Below are 23,350 nucleotides of genomic sequence, written 5' to 3'. Positions count from 1 at the left end.
ATTTCTATTTATACTTAATAATTAGGGTTCCCTAAATTGCTCTTAACATTCACCAAAACAGTGCCGAGCAATGAGTGCTTGTTCAGGACTGATAACTCTCTCAGCACTCAGGACTACTGAAGTAGCTTGTTGGATTAAAACGGTGAATAACCTATTGAGAAGTACAGCCCATTTTCCTGGAGCGATCGCTTTTCACCTTCGACTGATGTCAGAGGAATGCCCCAATCCAGACGGGCTGAGAAATTATTGCCCTGTTTCCACAACAGCCCTAACCCAGTACCAACCAACAGACTCGGCGATGGATTTTCGCCCTTGACATTCCAGCCTTTGCCCACGTCAATGAAGGGTGTCAGTTGCAGCACTCCGCCAATCTTGGGAGCACGAACAATAGGCAACCGGAATTCAGCCGACAATAACATGCCATTATCTGTAATTAATGAGTCTTGGCGATAGCCCCGTACACTTAGCTGTCCACCGAGGCCAAATTGCTCCAAGGGCACTAATGAATCTGCTGCTAGTTGGAAATCGCCCCTAGCTAAAAATAGCGTGTCCGGTGCTAATTGTCGCACCCACTGCGCCTGTCCCCGCCAAGCGAAAAAGCGGCTATCTGGTTCATCCTGACTGACATTCGCATCGAACCAATCTACGCCAAAGCTAAATTGCGATCGCGCAGCAAATACATACTGGTTACTTCGCTGAGTATATTCTTGAAAAAAGCGCAGGGCAGAAATATTGGTTTTTCCGTTCGCATCCGCACCGGGTGACAGTTTATATGGCCCAATGTTATCAATACCCAACTCAGTTTGGCTTTCCTGACGTGAGAATGACAGCCCGATCGCCAACTCTTGGGTTGGCTTTTGCACCAATGGTTGGCGATAGCCCAATTCGTAAGATCGAGTGTTTGACTGAATATCAAGGACGCTGAATGGTTTTTCAATAACGCGGTTCCATCCCTGGTTAAAACCAAAGAATACAGTGCCATTGCGGGCATTAATCGGCAGTGTGTAATTGAGATTGATTGTATTACTGCCATCGGTATTGGCGTATCCGACGCTGAGGGTGTCGCCCAAGCCCAGTAAATTGGCTTCTTGCAAATCTATTCCCCGACGAAAACTGCCCACACTTGGTGATCGCCCATTATCTAGGGTTGTTATCAGCTTAAAGGTATCAGCTTCTTCAACCTCGACTTGCAATATATTAGTTCCCGGATGCACACCTGTTTGCAACTCGGCTGACAAGTTTTGAATCTGCGGATCGAGGCGGAGTAGTTGTAGTTTTTCTAGTAAATGCGGCACGTTCAAGGGTGTTTTGGCACCAAGTAGGATGCGATCGCGAATGTATTGGGTACGCAATCGCTTATTGCCGATAATCTTGATTTCTTGCAGACTACCTTCGATCACCTGAATTTTGATCACCCCAGCTTCTACTGTCTGCGGTACAATCAACGCCCCCGTGGTTACATAGCCATGATCAACATAGAGTTTCGTGATCGCATCTTTGACTTGCAACAACTCGATAAATGTCAGTTCCCGCCCAACAAAAGGAGCTGTGATAGCAGTCAACTGTTCTGGTTTGAAAACTGTACTGCCAACTACTTCAATGCGATCAACCTGAAATCTGGCATTAGGATCATCCTGTCCCGAAATTGGTTGCTCTGGTAGTTTTGGAGGAAGAAGTAATTGATTATTATCTGATGGCTGCGGCAATACATCCGACCGTAAGGGTCTAACAGGAACATCTTCTAACCGATACATCTGAGGATCAGGAGTTTGGGCGTAGGCATAGCCCGTCCTAGACGTCGCATCCTGATAGTTGCATAATACTCCTACTAGAACAAACGTCAGAGATTTTAGCCTAACGAGAAAATTTAGAGATGTGTTTAGTGTTTGTGTAGGTCTGATGATAGCCATGCTTTATCCATCTTTTATTAATTTCTTGCATTTGAAAAAGTGAATGTCAACTTTATAACTACATATAAAAAAAGTGAATGCTAGTTTTTAACCATATGGCAAGTAAAGATAAATTTTTACCAACATAGTAGGAGTACGACAAATATTGACAGTTTACATCTTGCCTTCTCCACTTCATAAAACACAACTATGGATAAAGCGTGTGCTTGCCATTACTTAAGTGAATCAATTTTTTTATACTTACAAGTTTATACGGTTTTGGTTGAAAGTCAGTCAAAATATGTTATATAGGAATTCTATTTCAGTTAATTTACTTAAATTAATAAAATCTATAATTAGTGAGAATATTAAAATTAACAACATGACTTAGATTAAAAAAGTTAAAAATAGCACTAAAATATCTAGAAAAAATACGTATAATTACTTAAGCAAATTTATATTACTTTGTGATGCTTTGAGATAAAATTATTTTTTTCATAAATATTTATACTGAGACAAAAAGTAATAAGGAGTATTAAAATGTAATTTATACTGAGTTTGCATAGTAAGAATAAATAATGCTTTTTAATATAATGCGTAGATCAAAGATAAATGTGAGCAATGATTGTCTCCGTAAATACCTGGGTACAAATTTGTCGTTTGTCCTTGGCGTCTTCCATAGAGAAGAGGGGTGAAATGAGCAACCCTACAGAAAGTTATGCTAATCCTGAAACACTTACTATACAGGCAATCTTAGGGTGAGACTCTACCGGATACCTGTCTACTTTGGCTACTTTTGACTTTGCCAACAGCATCGATTGTTCATTTGACCCCATTTCCTACCATTATGACTTCAGATACCAAACCCATTTATGATCCCCTGGCTAACGAAGGGTCTGCCATCGACTGGAACGGGCTGCTGACCGAAATCCTGGCCGCTTTTGACTGCTCTACAGGTACCATCCATACCTTCGATCAGGACAGCCAATTATTGCACCTAAAGGCTTACCAGGGCATTCCGGAATTCCTGTTGCCTAAAATGACGGTAATTCCCATCGGCAAAGGGATGGCCGGTGTCGCCGCCGAACGCAAGCGACCCGTACAGATTTGCAACCTGCAAACCGAGGAATTGGGAATGGCCAGACCCTCGGCAAAAGAAACCAAGGTAAAAGGCTCGATCACGGTGCCGCTTATGCTGAATGGCCGATTGCATGGTACCTTGGGCATTGCCAAGCTGGTTTCCTACGAATTTACTCCGGAAGAGGAAGAGACACTGATGGAGATTGGAGAGGCCATTAGCCGGAAAATCGTCAGTTAACAGGAGTAGCTAAAACGAGTGCCTAGTTTATTTTTTATTACCAAGAATCAAGTCATATTCCTCTATAGCAATCCTATCTGATTTGTGAAAATTCGCGGTGTCCAGATCCCCGACTTCGTAAAAGTTGTTGGGGATCTAACTTTTGACGAATGATTTACGACTCCTCTAGCTTTACTTTTGACTTGTTCCTAAAGAACTTTGAACTCCATCATTATCAATTGCACTATAACCTTCACTACTCATTAACCCCAACCAAGGGTCAGAATTAGGAGTTAAAAACAATTCGGCATAGACTTTTTCATTCAATGAATTCACTTCATTTGTGCCATTTCCTTGAATAAACCATTGATGAATCTGGCTATGCAGCATATATTCATTTCTCGCAGTATCCAAAGCCATTGCTGCTTCAAAATTACTTACAACACGCTGCAAACTCTCAGCATTTCCTTTTTGGAAACGTTTAGAACTGATTAACGCAATGCTATTTTTATCTAACTTCGCATCACTTCTATAGAGTTGAGCAATGCGCCGCCATGTCGCTTCATCAGTAATTTTTTGTAAAGATGTTGGATTATTTATAGTAGGAGATATATTCCGTAACATCGGAGTTTCTGTTGCCATTTTAGTCACTGCAATCATTCCTGCAACTGGAGCGCTGGGTGGTTCATTGCTCAAAGTAAGCATTTCTACCAGACGTGGTGGATTTTGGATGTCTAGTTTTGCTAAATCTGCATTCCATTGCTGTTGAATTGATGCTAAACGTTGACGATGGTAATCACGTAAAAAGTTTTGCCGTGCTGTACCTTGGCGTCTGGTATACTCTTTAATTGCTTTTTCACCATCAACTAACTGTCGCAGAAAAGCTTGAGGGCCATATAATCCCGGTATTGCATCAACAGGATGACCATAACTATCTAAGATATAGTGAATGCTATTGCCTGTAATTGTGCGTTCTAGCTTGCGTCCGTCACCAAAATCTACAGTTATTTTCGGGGCTGAACGCACAGACTGCCAGTGTAAAATATAGTTTTGCCGCAGGTATTTAGATATTTCTGTGTTAGGATACAAGGCGACACGGAAAAAGCGGCTGTTAGCGCAACTTAAATCTTGGTCTAGTCTTCCCAACAATCGTAACGAGAGAATAGGTTTATTACTTGCTTGAGCTGCGGCTTTTGCTTGTTCTAAATCAGTGTACCAGTAAAGTTTTGAGGCGTGGCAATCTTTTTGTTGGCAAAGTGTATCTAAAGCTTGATGCATTTGAGGTGAGGGATTATTGAGTTCTGTTGCATGGGTGTTAAGAAACTTTTCTAATCCATCTAGACCTTGAGCACGGAGTTGAATAGCTTGTTGTAAAAGCTGTGGAGGTTTTGTTGCGGATATTTGAGTACAAGTTGCGATCGCAAAGCCTGTACCAACAATAGTAGCGGTAATCGTAGATGTAATAAGTTTTGACATCATACTCAAATTAATTAAAATACTATTGATTTCATGACACTTTTTATGCCACCAGAAGTTCCCATTGCGTATTTATATTTAGCCTATGAAAGGCTAATATTAAGACCGCAGGCGGAAAAAAGTTTTATGATTTTTGCACAGATGCTTCCAATAGTAATTAATGAACCATACTTGATATTATTTGTCCAAAGTCCAAAATGAAGGTAAAGAGGAAAAATACATTAGCAATATTGATTAAACTGTAAGTAACAGTAAATGTAACTTAGGATGACGTAGTTAATTACTAATTACTTATTTTATTTGGATCGCTAAATTGAGTTACCAGCCAAGCTCCTCCAGAGCATATCAACAACAAAGGTGTTAACCAATCATCCCAACGCACATATAAAGTTTGTGTCTGCCGGCGATAAATTGTATCAGCATGAGTTTCGTAGGTATTATATCCAGATATCCACAAGGTTCTACCGTGAGGATCTATAAAGGCTGAATATCCTGTATTAGTTGCTCGTGCTGACCATCTATCAGTTTCAATTGCCCGCATGATATCCTGTGCATGGTGCTGGAATGGCATGGATGCAGTGTAATGGGCATCGTTAGAAGAACTGAGGATAAATTGCCCACCCGCAGCAGCTTGACGGCGAAATTGTTCAGCAAAAGCAGATTCATAACATATACTAGCGATCGCCCGACCAAAAGGAGTGTCAAATACCTGATTTGCCGAACCCGGAACTTGGTGTGCATCCAGAGGTGATAAGCGTTGGATTATCCCGCCTAAAATTCCTTCAAAGGGAATATATTCTCCCAAAGGCACTAGTTTGGCTTTATCGTAGCGGCTGACAATTTCACCCTTACTGTTGAAAGTAAACAAGCTAATTGTATAACTGTCTCCCCGTTCGCCAAAAGCCCCAATCCAAGCAACTACCCCTTTTTTCTTCACTGCTGCGACTAAGGCAGTTTCCATCAAGTTGCGCTGGAAAATAGGTAAGGCTCCTTCTGGGGTGAGGACTGCATCTACACCTTGCTCTGTTAAAGTTAGATATCCACTGGTGTAATTTTCTTGAGCGCGACGAAACCCTTCAGAACTTCGTAAAAGTCGGTTCGGGATATTACCCTGAACAATCCCCACTTTCAAAGCTGCTTCTGGGGGTTGGGCGATGGGACGGCTATATAAGATAAAACCAATCAGGTGTAAGGTAATTAATAGTCCTGTTGCGATAACCCAGTATTTATTAACAAACCGCAGAGGCGCAGAGAAGCCAGTGCGCCCTTGCGGTTCCCCGACTTGAAGCAACTGGCGCGACACAGAGGAAATCTTGGCGGACTTGGCGTCTTCTCTGCGAGACACTGCGCGTTCACGTAGTGTCTCGCAGAGAAGGCGGTTCGTCCATCCTTCAGCAATTAAGCCATTCACAGCAACTATTGCTGCTGTCACAGTATTAGGCCCAGAGAGTTGGCCCAGATGTAAAATCACGAGATTGTGCGGACTTTGGGTGTAAGCAAGAGAACTCCACCACAGAGGTCCAGCACTCCATAGACTTTCTAGACCGCACCAGACAGCTATACCAATTAATATACGTAGCCACGATTTTCGTCCACTCAGGCGAACCATTACAGCCGCCCAAATAGCAACGAATACCCCTCCCAATACACTGATAAATCCCCAACAAAAAAGGGTAATTGCCAAACTTGGTAACCAAGGAACACCCAACCATGTCATCGGATGAATTCCCGTAATCCAAAATAAGGCGACACCGTGATAACCGATACCCCAGAGGAAAGCCGGGGGGAATTGGTTTTTGCTTTTGGCTGAAGTGACAACTAGCACCCATAAGGGGACTAGGGCAATCCAAGCCAAGAACCATGCACCTACAGGGGCTACGGTTAGCCCCATTAAAATGCCACTGGCTAAGGCAATCAAGTAAGGGAGTGAGGCGGTTAACCCCTCCCCCTGCTTTTTATTCTGCTTCTTCTGCATCGACAGCATCAGGTGGAACTATTGCCACTCCGGTAATGGCATCATCTTCGTCTAAACGCTGTACTCTGACTCCAGTTGCCGATCGCGATTGGATGGAAATCGCATTCACCGCTTGCCGGATGATAATACCGCGATTTGTCACCATCATGATTTCATCATCATCATTGTTGACAATGCGTAGGGTTGCCAACTTGTCTTTGTTTTTGCGGTTTTTGAATTTGGTTGCCATTAAACCTTGACCAGCACGGTTTTGCAGGCGAAACTGGGCAACTGGTACGCGCTTACCATATCCTCCCATTGTAATTACTAACACCCAAGGGCCAATAATGCCATTGCTAAGTATTTCTACGGAGTCTTCATTAACTTCGATAATTTCGATATCTTCCGTTTCGATTGTTTCGATATCTTCAATTTCGGCTTCTATAACTGTATCCAAAGTTTCAAGAATTGCTGCGGGGAGAATATCCATACCCACCAGTTCATCTTTATTTTTAAGTTTCATGGCTTTTACCCCACGAGTCGCCCTACTTAAAGGACGCAGCTGTTCGTGGTTACACCGGAAGTGAATCGCCATCCCGTGACGAGAACCAATGATTACACTGTCCTCTACTCTAGCGCGTCGCACCCAGCGGAGTTGGTCACCTTCTTCTAAAGAAATGGCAATCAAACCATTGGCACGAATGTGACTAAAGGCTGCCAATTCGGTTTTTTTGATATTGCCACCCTTAGTGAGCATGACCAGATATTCTTCATTGCTAAACTCGTCAACAGGTACAATTGAGGTGATTTTTTCCTCTTTGGGAATGGGTAGCATTTGGACAATTGGTGTCCCGCGACTAGTACGCGAACTCACGGGAATTTGATAAGCTCTCAGGCAGTAAACGACACCACGTTCACTAAAGAATAAAATACTATCGTGATCGCAGCAAGTCAAAAAATGCTCAACGGTATCATCATCTTTCACCTTGGCTGCGGCTTTACCTCTGGTAGCACGGCTTTGCGCTTCAAAGGTGTTAACTGGCATCCGTTTGATGTAGCCTTGCTCTGTAACCAAAATTATTGCTTTTTCATTGGCAATTAAGTCACGATCATCTAATTCCCCTTCTCCTGGTAAAATCACCGTGCGGCGGGGTGTGGCAAAGCTAGTTTTCAGTTGCCCAACTTCAGTTTCGATGATTTCCAGCACTCTCTCCCGGCGGGCCAAAATATCTTGTAAGTCGGTAATTTTCTCTTGTAATTCTTCGTGTTCCAGACGAATTTTGTCTGCTTCTAAGGCAGTCAACCGCCGTAATTGCATCTGCAAAATCGCATCTGCTTGCACTTCGGAGAGTCCGTAAGTTGTGATCAACTCACCTTTGGCTGTGGGCGCATCGGGGGCATGGCGAATCAAGTTAATAATTGGATCTAACTGGGACAGGGCAATCAATAACCCTTGCAGGAGATGATCGCGTTCTTCGGCTTTCCGCAGTTCGTAACGGGTGCGTCTGGCAATGGATTCAATGCGGAAATCCAAAAAGACGCTTAAGAACTGCTTGAGGGTGAGTACCTGGGGTTCGCTATTCACCAACGCCAGCATATTCGCCCCAAAGTTGGCTTGCAGTGGTGTTTGCTTGTAGAGGTTGTTCAGAACGACGCGGGGATAAGCATCACGCTTGAGTTCGATCACAATTCGCATCCCTTCGCGATCGCTTTCATCACGGATATCTGCAATGCCCTCTAGCCGCTTTTCATTTACCATTTCGGCGATTTTTTCAATCAGTGCCGCTTTATTGGTTTGATAGGGCAATTCAGTGATGATAATTGCTTCTCTATCTGGGCGTCCGCGCTGTTCAACGGTTTCAATGTTAGCGACACCACGCATGGTGATGGAACCACGCCCAGTGGTGTAAGCTTCTCGAATGGCAGATGTCCCCAAAATTTGCGCCCCAGTCGGAAAGTCTGGGCCGTGGACATACTGCATTAATTCGAGATCGGTGATTTCTGGATTGTGGATTACAGCCACCAAAGCATCAATCAATTCGCCCAAGTTGTGGGGGGGAATGTTGGTTGCCATGCCCACGGCAATTCCAGAGGAACCGTTGAGGAGTAACTGCGGAATCCGCGCTGGTAGAACTGTCGGTTCTTGCTGGGAACCGTCGAAGTTATCGGCGAAGTCTACGGTTTCATACTCGATGTCGTGCAGTAGACCGGCACTAGTTAAAGCTTGCAAGCGGCATTCTGTGTATCGCATTGCCGCGGGCGGATCATTGTCTACTGAACCAAAGTTACCATGTCCGTTAACTAAGGGCGATCGCATGGAAAAATCCTGCGCCATCCGCACCAAGGCATCATATACTGCCGTGTCGCCGTGGGGGTGATATTTACCCAACACTTCCCCCACTACACGGGCGCATTTCTTAAACGGGCGATCGTGGAGCAGACCTAGCTCGTGCATTGCGTAGAGAATGCGACGATGCACAGGTTTTAGACCATCCCTGGCATCTGGCAGCGCCCGACCCACTATCACGCTCATGGCGTATTCCAGATAAGACTGCGACATTTCGTTTCGCAAGTCTGTCGGGATAATCCTCTCCTGTGAGGTTGTCATAACCTAAAAATCTCCAAAAATCGTAGATTTTAGCTTTTTTATTCAATAAAGCGCAAAATTATTCTAAATTGCTCTTGAATAATTGCCATAATTTGATACAATCTTAGCATATATAATGCCTTTTTTTGCCTGAATAACTAACCCAAATATCTAGTTAAAAAAGGGTATAATAAATCACAGTAAAAAGGCTATTAGCTAGTTAAAGAGAGGAATGAACTAAAAGTTTGCTTAGTGCAAATTTACTTAACTTGAAATATGACGGGGTAAATTTAAGAGAACAATCTAAATTGGCTTTATTAAGCTCTTACTTTTATAACTGTTATTTACCAAAAATTCTGAGGATCTAATGACTTTCCAACAACTAGAAATAGGTGACTACTTTCGGATACCTGGTATGAGTGACCGTTGCGTATATAGAAAAGCTAACAGTTCACATTGCAGCCTAAACGCTTTATTACAGCCAATCCGAGCAGAAACAAAAGTTATACCGCTTACTTTTGCAGAGATTACTAACTATTTTGCACTCAAGCAAGAATTCCTTCAAAGTCTCAGGCGATAAAGGTTTTACGTTTTCCTTAACACTCAAGCAGAAGTTGGCTTTTTTTTCGATGAGGCGATGCCTACGGTGGTCACTGACTTGTACTGAGCATCTCGGCTTGCTTCTCTTCGAGAGGCTGCGCCAACGACTGCGTTCAGCACAAGTCGCTCGATGGAGCCACAGTCGAAGTAGCTTGTCGTACCCCTACCGGGAAGCAAGCTACGCGCAGCATCTCGTAGAGAAGTGCGGCAAGCTACGCTTCCTGATAGAGTACAATTTCAAACGTTTGTGACAGTTCATCAATCGAAAAGAAGTTTCACAGTTATGACATCTTTGTTAACAAACCCAACTGATGGGTTACGCCCGACACCATAGGATATTTGAACGTAAAGGAGAGCAAATTTTGGCAGCAGTCCGAGTCCGCCAGCATGTTAATCCACTTGGTAAAAAGTATCAAACACCAGCAAGTCCCGTTGACTGGGAAAAAATTTATGCAAAGCCAAATCAACCACTACATTTAGATATTGGCTGCGCTAAGGGACAGTTTTTGATGAATATGGCCAAGATAGAACCAAATTGGAATTATCTAGGCTTAGAAATTCGGGAACCGCTGGTGGTGGAGGCGAATAAGTTGCGTTTTGAGTTAGGTTTAACAAATCTGCACTACTTGTTTTGCAATGTGAATAATTCATTACACTCACTTTTATCTTCCCTCCCTCCAGGAAGTTTACAACGCGTTACAATTCAATTTCCTGATCCTTGGTTTAAAACCCGCCACGCTAAACGTCGTGTAGTCCAACCAGAACTAGTGGCAGACTTAGCCAGTTATCTTGCCGTTGGTTCGGTTATATTTCTGCAATCAGATATGGAATTTGTCGCTGTGGAAATGCGCGATCGCTTTGCCGCTCACCCAGCTTATCAAAAAATGGGTGCTGGAGAATGGCTAGCCCAAAACCCACTCCCAGTCCCCACAGAACGGGAAACAAGCGTCCTATCGCGAGGTGAACCTATTTATCGGGCTTTATTTGTCAGGCGAGAAATTGTGAATGAGGAGTAGTAACAGCACGATGATGTAGCGCTATAAACGCCAAGTTTGACTTGGTTTTGTAGAGATTGCATGATGGAGGTGGAAAGCTTTTTATATCTTTTTATTACTAACCCTTGTTAATTCTCGAGATTTGCTTGTCGTTAGACATTGCCTGTCAGCCAGAAAACAGCAAACTTTTCGTGACATAAATGTTTTAGTTAATAGTAAAAATTTCTTAAAATATTCAATTTTAATTGGTGTAGCAGAGTTTATATCGGACTCATATTTGATTTGTGAAATACACGTAGGGTGCCGTACTCTCGGCGATAACACAACGCCAGTCTGCTCAAGTCGGTAAACCCGCCTACACGGCTGGCTCCCCTACATAGATTTTTTCACACAATCAAATCGGATTGCTATAGTTTAAATAGCTATTACATACCCTAACATAAAATAGGAATAAAAAAATAATTTCATTTTTTAGTGACATAAAAGTTACATTTATGTCTTAATTAGAGTTCTTATAATTGAGTTAAATAGTTTCCTCTTTTCCTAAAATAATGAAATATTCGGCAATTAAATTGCTTAGTATTTGAACCTAAAAATACTCGAAAGTTAAGAGGAAAATGAACATGGAAAGGAAAGAAAGAAAGTATAACAGTCAAATTGAAATTAACGATTTGATTGATGATGCAGTAAAAAATGCGGTGGCACGACGGAACCAAGGTTTAGATTCAGAAAATACTTTGTCTGACGAAGAAGCAAAAAGCGTTGCAGGTGGAATATCAGCATTGGTGGTTCCCACAATAGTTGGTAAGTTTCCTATTATTACAGGAATTGTAGCAAATCCTACTCTAGCTGAGTCTTAATAAATATTCTCTCCACTGGAGGCTCAATTCATGGAAAAGATTGTTGTGGATAAAACTACACTTTGCCCCAGTGCTAGACCAGAATCTGAGGATAGCGTGGTTTTCGGAATCATCAGTGGAACAGTTGCAGAACCCCATGTAGCTTATCTTAAACAGCCCTTGCCTATCACTGATGAACTGATAGCAAAAGCTAGTCCAATTACACCTGCTGAAATTTTTAGGACGGCGGCACCTTGCGCTACTAAAGGTTGTCAGCATTTTGATGGCAAAGATTGTCGTCTAGCAATGCGAATTGTAGAAAAGTTACCTGCAATAGTAGAAGTATTACCTCCCTGTTCTATACGCCGAGATTGTCGGTGGTGGCAGCAGGAAGGTAAAGCAGCTTGTATGCGTTGTCCGCAAGTTATTACAGATAACTACAACGCATCTGAGCTAGCAGTTAAGGTGGCGACACCAACATCTGATTAGAACAAATCAAAGCTCAATCTTTTTCAACAAAATTATTGCAATAAAAATCTTCACAAGGAGAAAATTATGTCTGTAGAAAATATTCAAGCCTTTTATGCAAGGCTAGCAAATGATGAAGCTTTCCGCACTCAAATGCAAGCAGTTACAAGTAAGGATGAATGCAGCCAAGTTGTTAAAAGTGCTGGCTACGATTTCACCTCAGAAGAGTTTGAAGAATATACAACTCAATTATTAGAGTCAACAGCTGGCAAGGATGAACTCAAGGATTTAAATGAAGAAGAACTAGAAGCCGTTTTTGGTGGGGCTTCATCAATTATTGGAAAGCCTATTATACGGCCGCTATATGGAGTTATTGTTTCGGAACCTATTGATTGTCCGCATAAGCCACCTGGTTACCAGCTTGCGTATGGAGTTATTCAATCAGATGTTATTTAGATAACAGTTTAGGTTTATGGGGACGGATGGGGATATATTCGTCCTTTTCTCAAGAAATTAATTGAGGATATTTTAATGACTTATCGCCGAATTAGTTATGCAGTTTGGGAAATTACATTAAAGTGTAATCTAGCTTGTCAGCACTGCGGTTCTCGTGCTGGTCATACAAGGGCGAACGAACTTTCTACAGGAGAAGCCCTTGATTTAGTTAGACAAATGGCGGAAGTTGGAATCACTGAAGTGACCATAATTGGTGGTGAAGCATTTCTGCGTCCTGACTGGCTTGAGATTGCCCAAGCAATTACCAAAGCTGGGATGCTTTGCGGTATGACCACTGGAGGTTATGGTATCACTCTGGAGACAGCACGGCGGATGAAAGAAGCTGGAATTAAAGTGGTATCTGTCTCGGTTGATGGCTTAGAAGCAACTCACGATCGCCTCCGTGGTAGACAAGGCTCTTGGCAATGGGCGTTTAAGACTATGAGCAATCTCAAGGAAGCAGGTATTCGCTTTGGCTGCAATACTCAAATCAATCGTCTCTCTGCACCAGAATTTCCTCGTATTTACGAGCATCTGCGCGATGCTGGAATATTCGCTTGGCAAATTCAGTTGACTGTACCGATGGGAAATGCAGCAGATAATAGTGAGATTCTGCTGCAACCTTATGAATTACTAGATGTATATCCCATGATTGCTCGTGTTGCTCAACAGGCAAAGCAAGAAGGAGTGCAAGTACAACCGGGAAATAATATCGGCTATTACGGGCCCTATGAACGGATGTTGCGAGGAGGAGGGGATGCTTGGACTTTTTGGCAGGGATGTAGTGCTGGGCTGTCTTCTTTAGGCATTGAAGCCGATGGTGCTATCAAAGGTTGTCCCTCACTACCTACCACGGCATACACTGGCGGTAACATCCGCGACTATTCACTGCGGACAATTATTGAAGAAACCGAGCAACTGCGGTTTAATTTGGGGGCTGGTACTCCCAAAGGAACAGAACATTTGTGGGGTTTCTGCAAGTCTTGCGAATTTGCTGAACTATGTCGTGGTGGTTGCAGTTGGACAGCTCACGTTTTCTTTGATAAGAGAGGTAACAATCCTTATTGTCATCATCGTGCCCTGACTCAGGAAAAAGACGGTATTCGAGAGCGCGTATATCTTCAGCGTCGTGCAGATGGGAATCCCTTTGATAACGGCGAGTTTGCTCTGATTGAAGAACCGATTAATACTCCTTGGCCAAAAAACGATCCACTTCATTTTACTAGCGATCGCATTCAATGGCCAGAAGGTTGGGAAGAAGAACCAGAGTTAGTTCCATCCTTAGTTAGTTCTAAATCTCATTCAGATAAATAATATGTCAAGTAATTTTATCCCTCCACAAGATACAACTATTACCCATATTGACCAATCTCAGAGTCAGGTAGAGCCTCTACAAACCTTGTTACCTCGTTCAGCTTGGAATAGTCAGTTAGATTATTTGCGACTGATTTTTCGAGCTAAGAAGGCTTTAGATCGCATTGAGAAGGAAGCTGGTATTTTTAAAATTGCTACGTTTCACTTCTCTGGGAGACCCTAAGCGAACGTTCATACTGGCTAGGGACATACTTGTAAATTTTCCCACACACCTACTTACGTCTCTTTCTTTAAGGTCATGAATACTAAAAATATAGGAACGCTCGTTTTTAGTACGATAGTCACAAGTTTTCTTTCTTTAGCTCCAGTTGCTGCTGCTATATTAGTCGAACCCGTTCTGACAACTCCCAATCCTAATCTCCCTTCGTTCGATTTTGAAATTGGCAGCGTGGTTCCCCCCCGTAGGGTTATTGTATGGCCTGCACCTGATATCAGCGGCCAAGAAAACTTTCTCAATCAGGGTACAGGACTGGATATCACAACAATGGATCTGTTTTTACTTCCTGATTTGGATAAACTTGATGATGATGTAATCTGGGCAGATGTTAATCTAGATGGAAAGATTGGCGTATCTAATCTTTTTGCCAATATCGAAGTTGATAATAACTTTATCTTGGAGGTATCTGGAAAGCGTTACCGCGCCCCACGCGTTACTTTTACAGGAGGAGTCATTCTCCTGGGGACGCGTTTTGTCGCTCAAACCCTTACTGAACCAGATTTAACGGTTCCACCAGAGGTAGGAAATGCTGGTCCGCTGCTAGTCGGGGGGCGTTATGATGGTGTCCCCGTCCCAGAACCCTCCACCATCTTCGGTTTAGTTTCTGCACTAGGATTTGAAGTCCTGTTCAACAAGAAATCCTTTGGGAAGATGTTGAGAAAGAGGGAAAGTTAAGATAAAGCCTTTCTGTACGCAGTTTCGGCTGTTTTACTGCTGAATTGTATGCGATGGCGGATTGGCTAAAGTCTTGTCAAATCGAAACTAGACCTCTTGCAAAAGTCAAAAAATCAGGAATGTCATTCTGAGCAAAACACAGTGGAGAGAAGAATCTCACCAGATGTTTCGCTTTGCTCAACATGACAATTTAAGCATTTATGCAAGAGGTCTAATGTTTTCTTTTTGGCTTGGGCATTTTGATAATTACTGCATCATACAGTTGGTATCGGACTTCCGAATTTTCCAGATACCAGCTTAGAAATTCATCGAAGCTGTATAGTTTGGGTTCGACTTAAGCTTGAGTCATATTATCGAGGTTGTCCGCGTTAAGTGCTTGTTAAAAGAACGTTTACACACTTGAGTAATTTTTTTGGGTAATTTAAAAGGGTGCAATGATTGTAGTTACAATTCAGTCCAAGATTCCTCTTGGGCTGTTTTTTTATGCTTTTTGCTCAATTGGATAATATATGGTGACATAAATATTTTATTTTTATCTCTTTTTAATATACTTTATTTTTATTGTAATTTAGTTTTTATTACACTATTTTTGTCGGGTAGTACTGCTTATTTATTGTAGGGTTAAATCTTTATTTTTACGTTGTGGTAATGCCCAAACTATAATGTTAGAAATGGGGCTAAAATGTAGTATTTAGGTCACTTTTATGCCAAAAAACTACTTGAATTAATAGAGTAGATCACAGATTATAGAAATGAGATAAGACGATTTAAAGTCTAATCTCAAACGAGGAAAATTAAAGTTTACATTCCTCAATTAACACATTATCAAGGAGTAACATCATGTCTAAAATTAAAATCAACCAACTAAACAACAACGCTGAACAGTCTGCTGAAATGATTGATTTGAGAGGTGATTCTACCACCAAAAATTCAGTAGAATTTACTGCTTTCACAACTTTGCGTGGTGGTTTAGCCGTCGCCAAACCTTGTTGGTGCTGCAACTTATTATAGAATTGACCAAAAAATTAAAATTATACCTGAATTAAAGATAGTATTTTTATAATTCAGGTATGTATTTTTTAGTCTTTTCAACTTTGCCCCCATTGTGGTTAACAATAATATTTCCACTGGGGGTTAATTTTATCAGAAATAACTGTTTAATTCAGTAAGCAATAAATTAGAGTCCAGGATTATTTTTTTGAAGCGATATTCTTTATAAAATTTACGCTTATAGAATTAAATTTATTAAGGCTAGCGATTCGGCAAAGCACAATTTTAAATTATTACCCTAGTTTCATTCTCAATACTGTTTGGATAAGATGATAAACCTTAATTATTCAGGTATTCAGATACCTAACTTTTTCAAAAAGTTAGGTATTGAAAATCCAACAATAAACCTTAACCGATCCGTATTTGGTTAATTCTAGCAATTAAGTTACACTAATAAGGAAAGAAAACTATGCTTTTATTCAACAATTCACCTATAGCTTGGCTGAATCGTCCTTATTTTGATTTAAGTCCTTATATTGGTGGTTCTCCACATCTATATGCAATAGAGTTAAGCTATCAAAATTTAATCAACAATCCTCCAGCAATCTATAATTTACAAGTCAATTATTCTTCATTGTTTCGGAAATCTCTATTAGAAGAAAATAGGCTACTCCAATACAACGTTGACAACCCACTACAGCTTCCAAATGAGTTACGAACTGAACGATGGAACCAACTATGTGATTATTTAATTCACTACCAGGAGCTAAAACCAGTCTCCAAGCTCCTGGTTATGAATCTTGTGAGAAGCTTATCCCTACATCAGACAGTCCTTGAGTATGTGCCACAAATGTCAGAGGCAGAAATTGCTAGCGATCAAAATTTGGCTGCACTAGCTTTGTGTAGAGCTGTTTCCAGTGTGGTTTCAAACTCCGATTATGGTTATCTTGACGACTTGAAAGAAATTGAAATTATCGCTACTAATGCTCCATCTAGCAGTTTGATAAGAGCCCAAGCGTCTATTCTACTACTAGTCAGGTATGCAACCACTTTCAGAGATTTACCAAGTGCAGAGCATTGGCGTGCAATTGCTACTCAAGAAATTCAAGATATTAAACCTTTACTCAATGATTTTCAATACAATCTATTGATGAGTATTTATTATCGTGCTGTTACATTTGTCCCACTTTTGCATCGGGATAAAGAGAAGGTAATTCAAGAGATGGAACTGTGTGAATTTTATGGAAAATCCCTGATTTGTGAGAATGAAATACAGCAGATAGTAGCCAACGAAAACATGAATATTCTCACAGAGAGCCGAGTTAAAGAGGCGTTGTGGCTCGGTGACTTAGATTTAGCCCAAGAAAGAGCGCGACGGTTAATCGCGATGGAGCCGTTAGATTCCAGATATCGTCTTGAGCTGGGAGAGCTATTAATCAAGGTAAGTAAAATTGAAGAAGCAGCGAAGATTTATGCTTCAGCAACTAGACTTGGCCCTCCTGGAACAGCTGTCGCTTGGTTTATGAAAGGTCAGTGCTACGAGGCTTTGGGTGAAATAGAGATAGCTAGTGATTCTTACTTGACGGCGCTCCAGATTGATTCAGAAGCTATCTCTGCTGTAGAACGATTGGCTAAATTAGCTCCTGATCTCGGTAACTCAGCGCTTGTTAACTGGAGCAAACTGCGGTTAATGGAACTACAGAAACAAAAACAAATGAATCCAGTCAATTCCCAGCACTTATTTATTAGTGAAGTTTCTTCTGAATTAAAGACTGCGGCACAGGGAATAAGACAATAATCGTATAATCGTCAGCAGCAGTTGCTGATTTTGGGAGATGATTTAAATCTGGTGTTGAATCATATAGATATTCTCCTAGTCATCGCAAAATCAGCAAAGACAACTAGCTATTTTCAGTCTATATCAATATTAAATTGAATGTTTTCGGTTTGTTCTTTAAGCCATTCGGAAAACATATCTAAGGCAATTTTTTGGCGAAGTTGTTCATCTAATTGAGCTTGAATAATTTCTTCTACAAAGATTAAATGAATTCCTATAGAAGTTACAATTGGTTTAAGAAACTGTGGCGGGGTAGCTGCAAAAACGGCAGCAGATATTTCCGGCTTTAAATCCTGGCGGCGCACTATGCCTGAATATCCACATTTACGGCGTAACTCTGTATCTTGGATGTATTTGTGAGCAACATCATAAAAACTCATCTCACCTTCCTTAATTGCATAGAAGAGTTCCAAGGCTAAATCTTCATCATCCAGAACAACTTCATACATCACCACACCAACATAATCTAGTTGGTGTTCAAAGAAGAAGCGTTCAATTTTATTTGTAAATAGATATTGGCTTAACTTCCCAGAAACAACACTGTTATAAATCATTTCTTCAAAATCATCTAATGACAAGCTATATCTTTCCAACCATTTCCAAGTTTCTTCAGCGCTGTTGAGTTTGTTGATTAAGCGGTAAATATCTGCTGCTTTTTGCAATTCTTCTGTTTCCACTTTTATCGCAGATTGTTCAGCAGCGGCTATAACTACCTTGCGGAAAACAATTTGCTCAAGGATCTCAGGAATTTTATAAGATAGCTTGATTTCTTGAAGAATATCTTCCTTGGTAATGGTGATAGGTTGTGACATGATATTTATCCTAAATTTGGTTAGCAAAATTAAACATGAGATAATAGCGTCTTTACATTCCTAATTCTCATGTCCTTCCGACGTAGGAAATGGGTCACAGAAATTTTCATTTATTTGAACCACAGATCCTCGTAGGGGCGGAAGGCCTTGCGTCCCTACCGTGTGGTCTATTTACTTGAAAAACGCTGTAAGTTTTCTACAATTTCACCCCACCCTGCTGCAACTGCTTAAACGGATCAAGCAGAAAATCAATAATTCGACGCTGGCGCACAATTACCTCAGCTGTCGCCGTATCCCCAGGATGCAAAGCAATACACTTATTAGCCGAGGGAATACAATTTTGTTTTAGGGCAATTTCCAAGTCATAAGCTGCCACCTTTCCATTAGGTGTTTCCACCTCTATGGTAGTAGGAGAAATATTTAGTAATTCTCCTTCTACTATTCCATAATCTTGAAACGGATAAGCATCAAATTTTAACTTGACTGGCAATCCTTTTCGCAAAAAACCACTCTCAGTTGTCGCCATTTGCGCCCGAATTATTAAAGGCGAACCTTGGGGTGCAATCTCCGCAATCATTGCTCCAGGCTGCACCACAGATCCAGCCCGTTGTATCGGTAACTGAAACAATCTACCATTCACGGTGGCTCTTAACTCTCGTTGTCCTAACTGAAATTTTAACGAGACAATCTGACTCTTACTCTGAGCAATTTCTGCCTGAAGCGTAGTAATTTCTGTTTCCAAATTCTTCTGTTGTTCATCGATTTTTAACAAAGCAAGCTTGCTGGAACGAATTAAGGTTTGATAACTCCTTTCCTGTTCTTTCAGTCGCAACTGTGCCTGCTCAATATCTGCATTTGCTTGTCGAATAGTCCGCTCGTAACTACTTTGTTGTTCTACCAAACGTAGTTTAGCCTGCTGAATATCTGACTGATTTTGTTCGTATAACTGTTGCTTGTCTTTAGCTATATCTTGTTTCTCCACAACATTAATTTCTGGAACAACTCCTGACTGCCAAAGACTGCGATAGCGTTCCACTTCTCGCTCAGTACTCGCCAAACTACTGTTTACTAACTTATTAGCAGTTTGACTATGTTCAAGAGTTTGCCGTGCCTGATTGACTTGAGCCAGTTTTTCGTCTTTTTGTAAGTCATAAGAATTCCTAAGAGCATTCATATTCTGTCGCGCTTGGTCAATTTGAGCCTGCTTTTCTAACTGTTGAGATTGGTTCTGTTGCTGTTGCGTTGTTAAAAATACAACTAACTGACTTTTAGATGAATTTAACTGAGAAAGTCGATTTAATTGTCCCTCTAACTTATCCTGTGCTTGCCGCATTTCCGCCTTAACTAATTCCGATTCCAACACCAATAAAGTCTGCCCAACTTTAACTGAATCACCTTCCTTTACTCGAATTTCGGCAACAGTACCTGCTACAGCAGCATCCAGCCTAACCGTCTTTCCCTTTGGTTCAAGTCGCCCTCTTGCCGTACCCGTTTCATCCACCTTAGATAGTATCGCCCAAGGTAAAATAATCGACACAAATACCACTAAAAAATACAGTAATCCCCTTGTCCAAACCTGGGGCAAGCTATCAAGTAAATCCTTGGTTACATAAGCCCAATCATCAGTTGATCTAGCTGGGGTTTGTTCCCTTAAAATTTCCTCGCCCTGTTCTACCTCATAGATTTGGGTTTGAACTCTTCCATTGAATGTGTTTGGCATAATTTTTCCTGATTCAATTTTGGATTTGGGATTTTGGCAGTGGGGAGATAAGAAAAGCTTTTTACTTTTCCTCTTTTTTCACCCTGCAACATCCAATTGCTGATGATTGAGATAAAAATAATGTCCTCGCTTCGCCATCAACTCTTGGTGAGTCCCACTCTCAACCAACACGCCGCGGTCCAGCACCAAAATCAAATCTGCATGACGCACAGTTGAAAGGCGATGGGCGATTACTAAGGTGGTTCTGCCCTTAAGAATTGTGTTTAAATTCGTCTGAATAATCCTTTCTGACTCTGCATCCAGATGGGAAGTCGCTTCATCTAAAACCAACAGCTTGGGATTACCTAACAACGCCTTAGCGATCGCAATTCTTTGTCGCTGTCCTCCAGACAACATCCCCCCTCCTTCACCAATCTGGGTTTCATAACCCATAGGTAACTTTTTAATAAACTCATCAGCACCCGCTAATCGCGCCGCCTCAATAATCTCTGCCAAAGTTGCCCCAGGATGTGCCAAGCTAATATTTTCCCGAATCGTTCCGCCAAACAAAAAGGTATCTTGGTCAACTACCCCAACCTGCTCGCGTAGAGAACGCAACGAAAGACTGGTAATATCCTGTCCATCAATCAACACTTTGCCATCTGTGGGGGGATATAACCCCAAAACCAGCTTAGAAATTGTGGTTTTCCCCGAACCACTCCGTCCCACCAGGGCAACCATTTGCCCGCTGTGTACTTCAAAACTGAGATTTTCCAAAATATTGATATCGCTTTCCGGGTGATAGCGAAACGTCACGTTGTCAAAGCGAATGTTACCTTGAATGGGTGGTAAAGATTGCCGCGCCTGGTGCTGCAAATCCTCTTCTGGTTCTGCATCCAACACATCATTAATCCGTTCCACCGCAATCACCACTTCTTGCAATTGATTCCACAAAACTGTTAATCGTTGGAAGGGTCTAATAATATTTCCCAGCAGCATATTAAATGCCACCAATTGCCCAATGGTTAACTCGTTGTGAATCACTTGGTACGCCCCAAACCACAGCAAGATGGTAGTTACTACTGCTTCAATTGTGTTGCTGAATATTTGCAGGCGATTGCTGATAATTTGCCCGGAAAAGTTAGTTTTTACTTCTTTGCTTAATAACTCTTCCCAATGCCAACGCACTGTCTGTTCTACTGCTGTAGATTTAACTGTTCGCACACCCGAAAGGGCTTCAATCAGATAGCTACTTTCATTAGCAACAGCATTAAAGATTTCTCTAGAAATCTTTTGTAAAAAAGGTGTGGCAATCAATGCTAGCAGGAAAAAAGGCGGTATAATCACCAACACCAGCAACGCCATTTTCCAGCTGTACCAAAACATCAATCCTAAATAGATAAAGACAGTGACTAAATCTAGTAGGATGGATAACGCCTCACCGGAGAGGAAGCGTTGAATTTTGCGGTTTTCCTGTACACGAGAGATAATATCCCCCACATAACGGGACTCAAAGTAACTCAAAGGTAGCCGCAGAGTATGGCGAATAAATCCCACAATCAGTGCTAAATCGAGCTTATTCGCTGTATGGTCTAATAGATATTGCCGCAACCCTGTCATCGCCACACGGAATAAACTAAAAATTAGTAACCCTAACCCCACCGCCGTTAAGGTTAGTTCAGAACGCTGCACTACTACTCGGTCTAAAATTAACTGGGTGAATAACGGAGTAACAAGTCCAAAAATCTGGATAAATAAGGAAGCGACAAACACTTCCAGCATCACTAAGGAGTGAGGCTTCATTAATTCAAAGAATTGCCAAAAAGGAGTAGAAGTCTCTTTGGTATCCTTTAACATGGCTGTCGGTTGCAGCAGCAATGTGTAACCAGTCCAGTTGGCTTTAAATTCGGCGTGGCTGAGGCTGCGTTGCCCGATCGCGGGGTCGGCTACAATAACGTGTTTGGGGGTAATTCCGTAGACAACAATGTAATGCTTGCCTTCCCAGTGGGCGATCGCAGGCAATTTTTGCTTCGCCAATTGGTCAAGACTCGCTTTCACAGGTCGCGTGCTAAACCCAATACTTTCCGCCGCCGCGGATAACCCCCGCAGGGATGAGCCATTGCGGTCAACATTGGCGATATCCCGCAGCCGATTTACACTAAAGTTTTTCCCCCAATAGCGAGACACCATTACTAAACAAGCTGCACCACAATCCGATCCACTTTGTTGGGCAAAAAACGGATAGCGCCGAATCACCCGCTGTAATAAATGCCCCACTTGCTGCGTGGAGTTGGGAAAGTAGGCTTTGCTAATCTTTTTCTCGCGTGGCTCTACTGCTGGCGTTGACAAAATCTTTGTTTCATGCAGTCGTTTTGAGTCAGATGGCAGTACTGGCGGGTTATCTGAGTCCATTTGTTGGGGATTACGAGATAGCGCCTTAGCCCACAAATGCTCACGAATTTGGGGATATTTAGCCATCAATGGCCACAAAACCTCACCCGGAATAAAGCACAGTTGCAAGTTTACTGAAGCCCTTGCTCCATAAGGTCTGAAGTCAACTTCTTTGAACAAGGTAAATTCCCCAAATGTGTCTCCCGCCTCCAAAGTGGTGATTAACTCATCAGCGCTAGAGAGCAACCTGACCTTACCAGCGATCGCAATATATATACCCGATTCAACATCAGTTCCTTGCCAGAATTTGCCGACTTTCGGGTTGATAAATTTAACTTGTTGAAGACAGTGTTGAAATTCCTCTGTTGAAAGAGAATAACCCAGAGTATTGTTGAACTGTTGCAGAGTTACTAACTGAGCGGATATATCTTGCGCCATGAATGTCTAAATCTTTTCCTAATTTTGCAAAGTTAATAGGTAAAAATTCGGTATTATCTGGAATAGCTGTCGATTTGAGGTCAGCAATCAAAATTTTGGAACCTTGAGCCTGTTCAGTGCTGTTTTGTTCAGCATTGTTAGGTTTTGGTAGTGTGGATAATCCCATCTGTTTGAGCAGTCGCTTGATGTGGCGATCGCTTACCTCAATCTCAAATTCTTTTGCTAGATGTTTTCCAAGCCAGTTAGCTGTCCAGCGGCGAAAAGCATAGCCATGATCGCGGGGACTACTGTTAATTAATTCCTTCAAACGCTCTAAA

At 41.8% G+C, this 23,350-nt stretch carries 18 protein-coding genes; 10 read left to right on the top strand and 8 right to left on the bottom strand.

From position 1 onward, the window contains the following. Nucleotides 1-134: 134 nt before the first annotated feature. Complete coding sequence (locus V7K40_RS17015) at nt 135-1,910, bottom strand: ShlB/FhaC/HecB family hemolysin secretion/activation protein (RefSeq protein ID WP_334961618.1); 1,776 nt, start codon at nt 1,908-1,910, stop codon at nt 135-137. An 826-nt stretch (nt 1,911-2,736) separates the two neighbouring features. Here V7K40_RS17015 and V7K40_RS17010 point away from each other — a divergent pair. Then, the gene (locus tag V7K40_RS17010) at nt 2,737-3,207 is read left to right on the top strand and encodes a GAF domain-containing protein (protein WP_334961616.1); all 471 of its coding nucleotides are present in this window, start codon (nt 2,737-2,739) and stop codon (nt 3,205-3,207) included. A gap of 171 nt (nt 3,208-3,378) precedes the next feature. Here V7K40_RS17010 and V7K40_RS17005 read toward each other — a convergent pair whose 3' ends face one another. From V7K40_RS17005 to gyrA, 3 genes are all read right to left on the bottom strand, one after another. Further along, nucleotides 3,379-4,665 carry a hypothetical protein gene (locus V7K40_RS17005; protein WP_334961614.1) on the bottom strand — a complete coding sequence of 429 codons (1,287 nt, stop codon included), beginning with the start codon at nt 4,663-4,665 and terminating at the stop codon, nt 3,379-3,381. Between the two features lie 280 nt (nt 4,666-4,945). After that, nucleotides 4,946-6,637: an apolipoprotein N-acyltransferase gene (gene lnt, locus V7K40_RS17000; RefSeq protein WP_334961612.1), complete on the bottom strand. Its 1,692-nt coding sequence runs from the start codon at nt 6,635-6,637 to the stop codon at nt 4,946-4,948. Then, nucleotides 6,618-9,224 carry a DNA topoisomerase (ATP-hydrolyzing) subunit A gene (gene gyrA, locus V7K40_RS16995; RefSeq protein ID WP_334961610.1) on the bottom strand — a complete coding sequence of 869 codons (2,607 nt, stop codon included), beginning with the start codon at nt 9,222-9,224 and terminating at the stop codon, nt 6,618-6,620. Before gyrA ends, lnt begins: the two co-directional genes overlap by 20 nt. 890 nt (nt 9,225-10,114) lie before the next feature. On the opposite strand from gyrA, the gene trmB reads away from it, so the two are divergent. The 9 genes from trmB to V7K40_RS16950 all read left to right on the top strand — a co-directional run bounded on the left by trmB (nt 10,115) and on the right by V7K40_RS16950 (nt 17,654). Beyond that, complete coding sequence (trmB, locus tag V7K40_RS16990) at nt 10,115-10,819, top strand: tRNA (guanosine(46)-N7)-methyltransferase TrmB (RefSeq protein WP_334961608.1); 705 nt, start codon at nt 10,115-10,117, stop codon at nt 10,817-10,819. Nucleotides 10,820-11,421: 602 nt separating this feature from the next. After that, nucleotides 11,422-11,658, top strand: a complete 237-nt coding sequence (locus tag V7K40_RS16985) for a hypothetical protein (RefSeq protein WP_334961606.1) — start codon at nt 11,422-11,424, stop codon at nt 11,656-11,658. A 30-nt stretch (nt 11,659-11,688) separates the two neighbouring features. Next, on the top strand, nt 11,689-12,126 hold the full coding sequence (locus V7K40_RS16980; RefSeq protein WP_334961604.1) for a nitrogen fixation protein: 438 nt from the start codon (nt 11,689-11,691) through the stop codon (nt 12,124-12,126). Nucleotides 12,127-12,192: 66 nt separating this feature from the next. Further along, nucleotides 12,193-12,561: a Nif11-like leader peptide family natural product precursor gene (locus tag V7K40_RS16975; protein ID WP_334961602.1), complete on the top strand. Its 369-nt coding sequence runs from the start codon at nt 12,193-12,195 to the stop codon at nt 12,559-12,561. 75 nt (nt 12,562-12,636) lie between these two features. Next, nucleotides 12,637-13,914 (top strand): nif11-class peptide radical SAM maturase 3, encoded by a 1,278-nt coding sequence (locus V7K40_RS16970; RefSeq protein WP_334961600.1) that lies wholly within the window; start codon nt 12,637-12,639, stop codon nt 13,912-13,914. A 1-nt stretch (nt 13,915) separates the two neighbouring features. Next, complete coding sequence (locus tag V7K40_RS16965) at nt 13,916-14,137, top strand: hypothetical protein (protein WP_334961598.1); 222 nt, start codon at nt 13,916-13,918, stop codon at nt 14,135-14,137. 75 nt (nt 14,138-14,212) lie between these two features. Beyond that, on the top strand, nt 14,213-14,866 hold the full coding sequence (locus V7K40_RS16960) for a PEP-CTERM sorting domain-containing protein (protein WP_334961596.1): 654 nt from the start codon (nt 14,213-14,215) through the stop codon (nt 14,864-14,866). 840 nt (nt 14,867-15,706) lie between these two features. Beyond that, on the top strand, nt 15,707-15,877 hold the full coding sequence (locus V7K40_RS16955) for a hypothetical protein (RefSeq protein ID WP_334961594.1): 171 nt from the start codon (nt 15,707-15,709) through the stop codon (nt 15,875-15,877). A 448-nt stretch (nt 15,878-16,325) separates the two neighbouring features. Then, nucleotides 16,326-17,654 carry a tetratricopeptide repeat protein gene (locus V7K40_RS16950; protein WP_334961592.1) on the top strand — a complete coding sequence of 443 codons (1,329 nt, stop codon included), beginning with the start codon at nt 16,326-16,328 and terminating at the stop codon, nt 17,652-17,654. A gap of 113 nt (nt 17,655-17,767) precedes the next feature. Here the strand turns inward: V7K40_RS16950 and V7K40_RS16945 are convergent, their stop codons facing one another. The 4 genes from V7K40_RS16945 to V7K40_RS16930 form a co-directional block, all read right to left on the bottom strand. Next, nucleotides 17,768-18,505: a peptidylprolyl isomerase gene (locus V7K40_RS16945; protein ID WP_334961590.1), complete on the bottom strand. Its 738-nt coding sequence runs from the start codon at nt 18,503-18,505 to the stop codon at nt 17,768-17,770. Between the two features lie 196 nt (nt 18,506-18,701). Further along, complete coding sequence (locus tag V7K40_RS16940) at nt 18,702-20,225, bottom strand: HlyD family efflux transporter periplasmic adaptor subunit (protein ID WP_334961588.1); 1,524 nt, start codon at nt 20,223-20,225, stop codon at nt 18,702-18,704. Between the two features lie 78 nt (nt 20,226-20,303). Beyond that, on the bottom strand, nt 20,304-23,033 hold the full coding sequence (locus V7K40_RS16935) for a peptidase domain-containing ABC transporter (RefSeq protein WP_334961586.1): 2,730 nt from the start codon (nt 23,031-23,033) through the stop codon (nt 20,304-20,306). Beyond that, the gene (locus tag V7K40_RS16930; protein ID WP_334961584.1) at nt 22,927-23,340 is read right to left on the bottom strand and encodes a winged helix-turn-helix domain-containing protein; all 414 of its coding nucleotides are present in this window, start codon (nt 23,338-23,340) and stop codon (nt 22,927-22,929) included. Before V7K40_RS16930 ends, V7K40_RS16935 begins: the two co-directional genes overlap by 107 nt. Nucleotides 23,341-23,350: the final 10 nt, after the last annotated feature.

Origin of the sequence: Nostoc sp. (genome assembly GCF_036917195.1) — a bacterium.
In the GTDB taxonomy this organism is placed as follows: Bacteria; Cyanobacteriota; Cyanobacteriia; order Cyanobacteriales; family Nostocaceae; genus Nostoc.
This window is presented reverse-complemented; position numbering and strand designations above follow the sequence as displayed.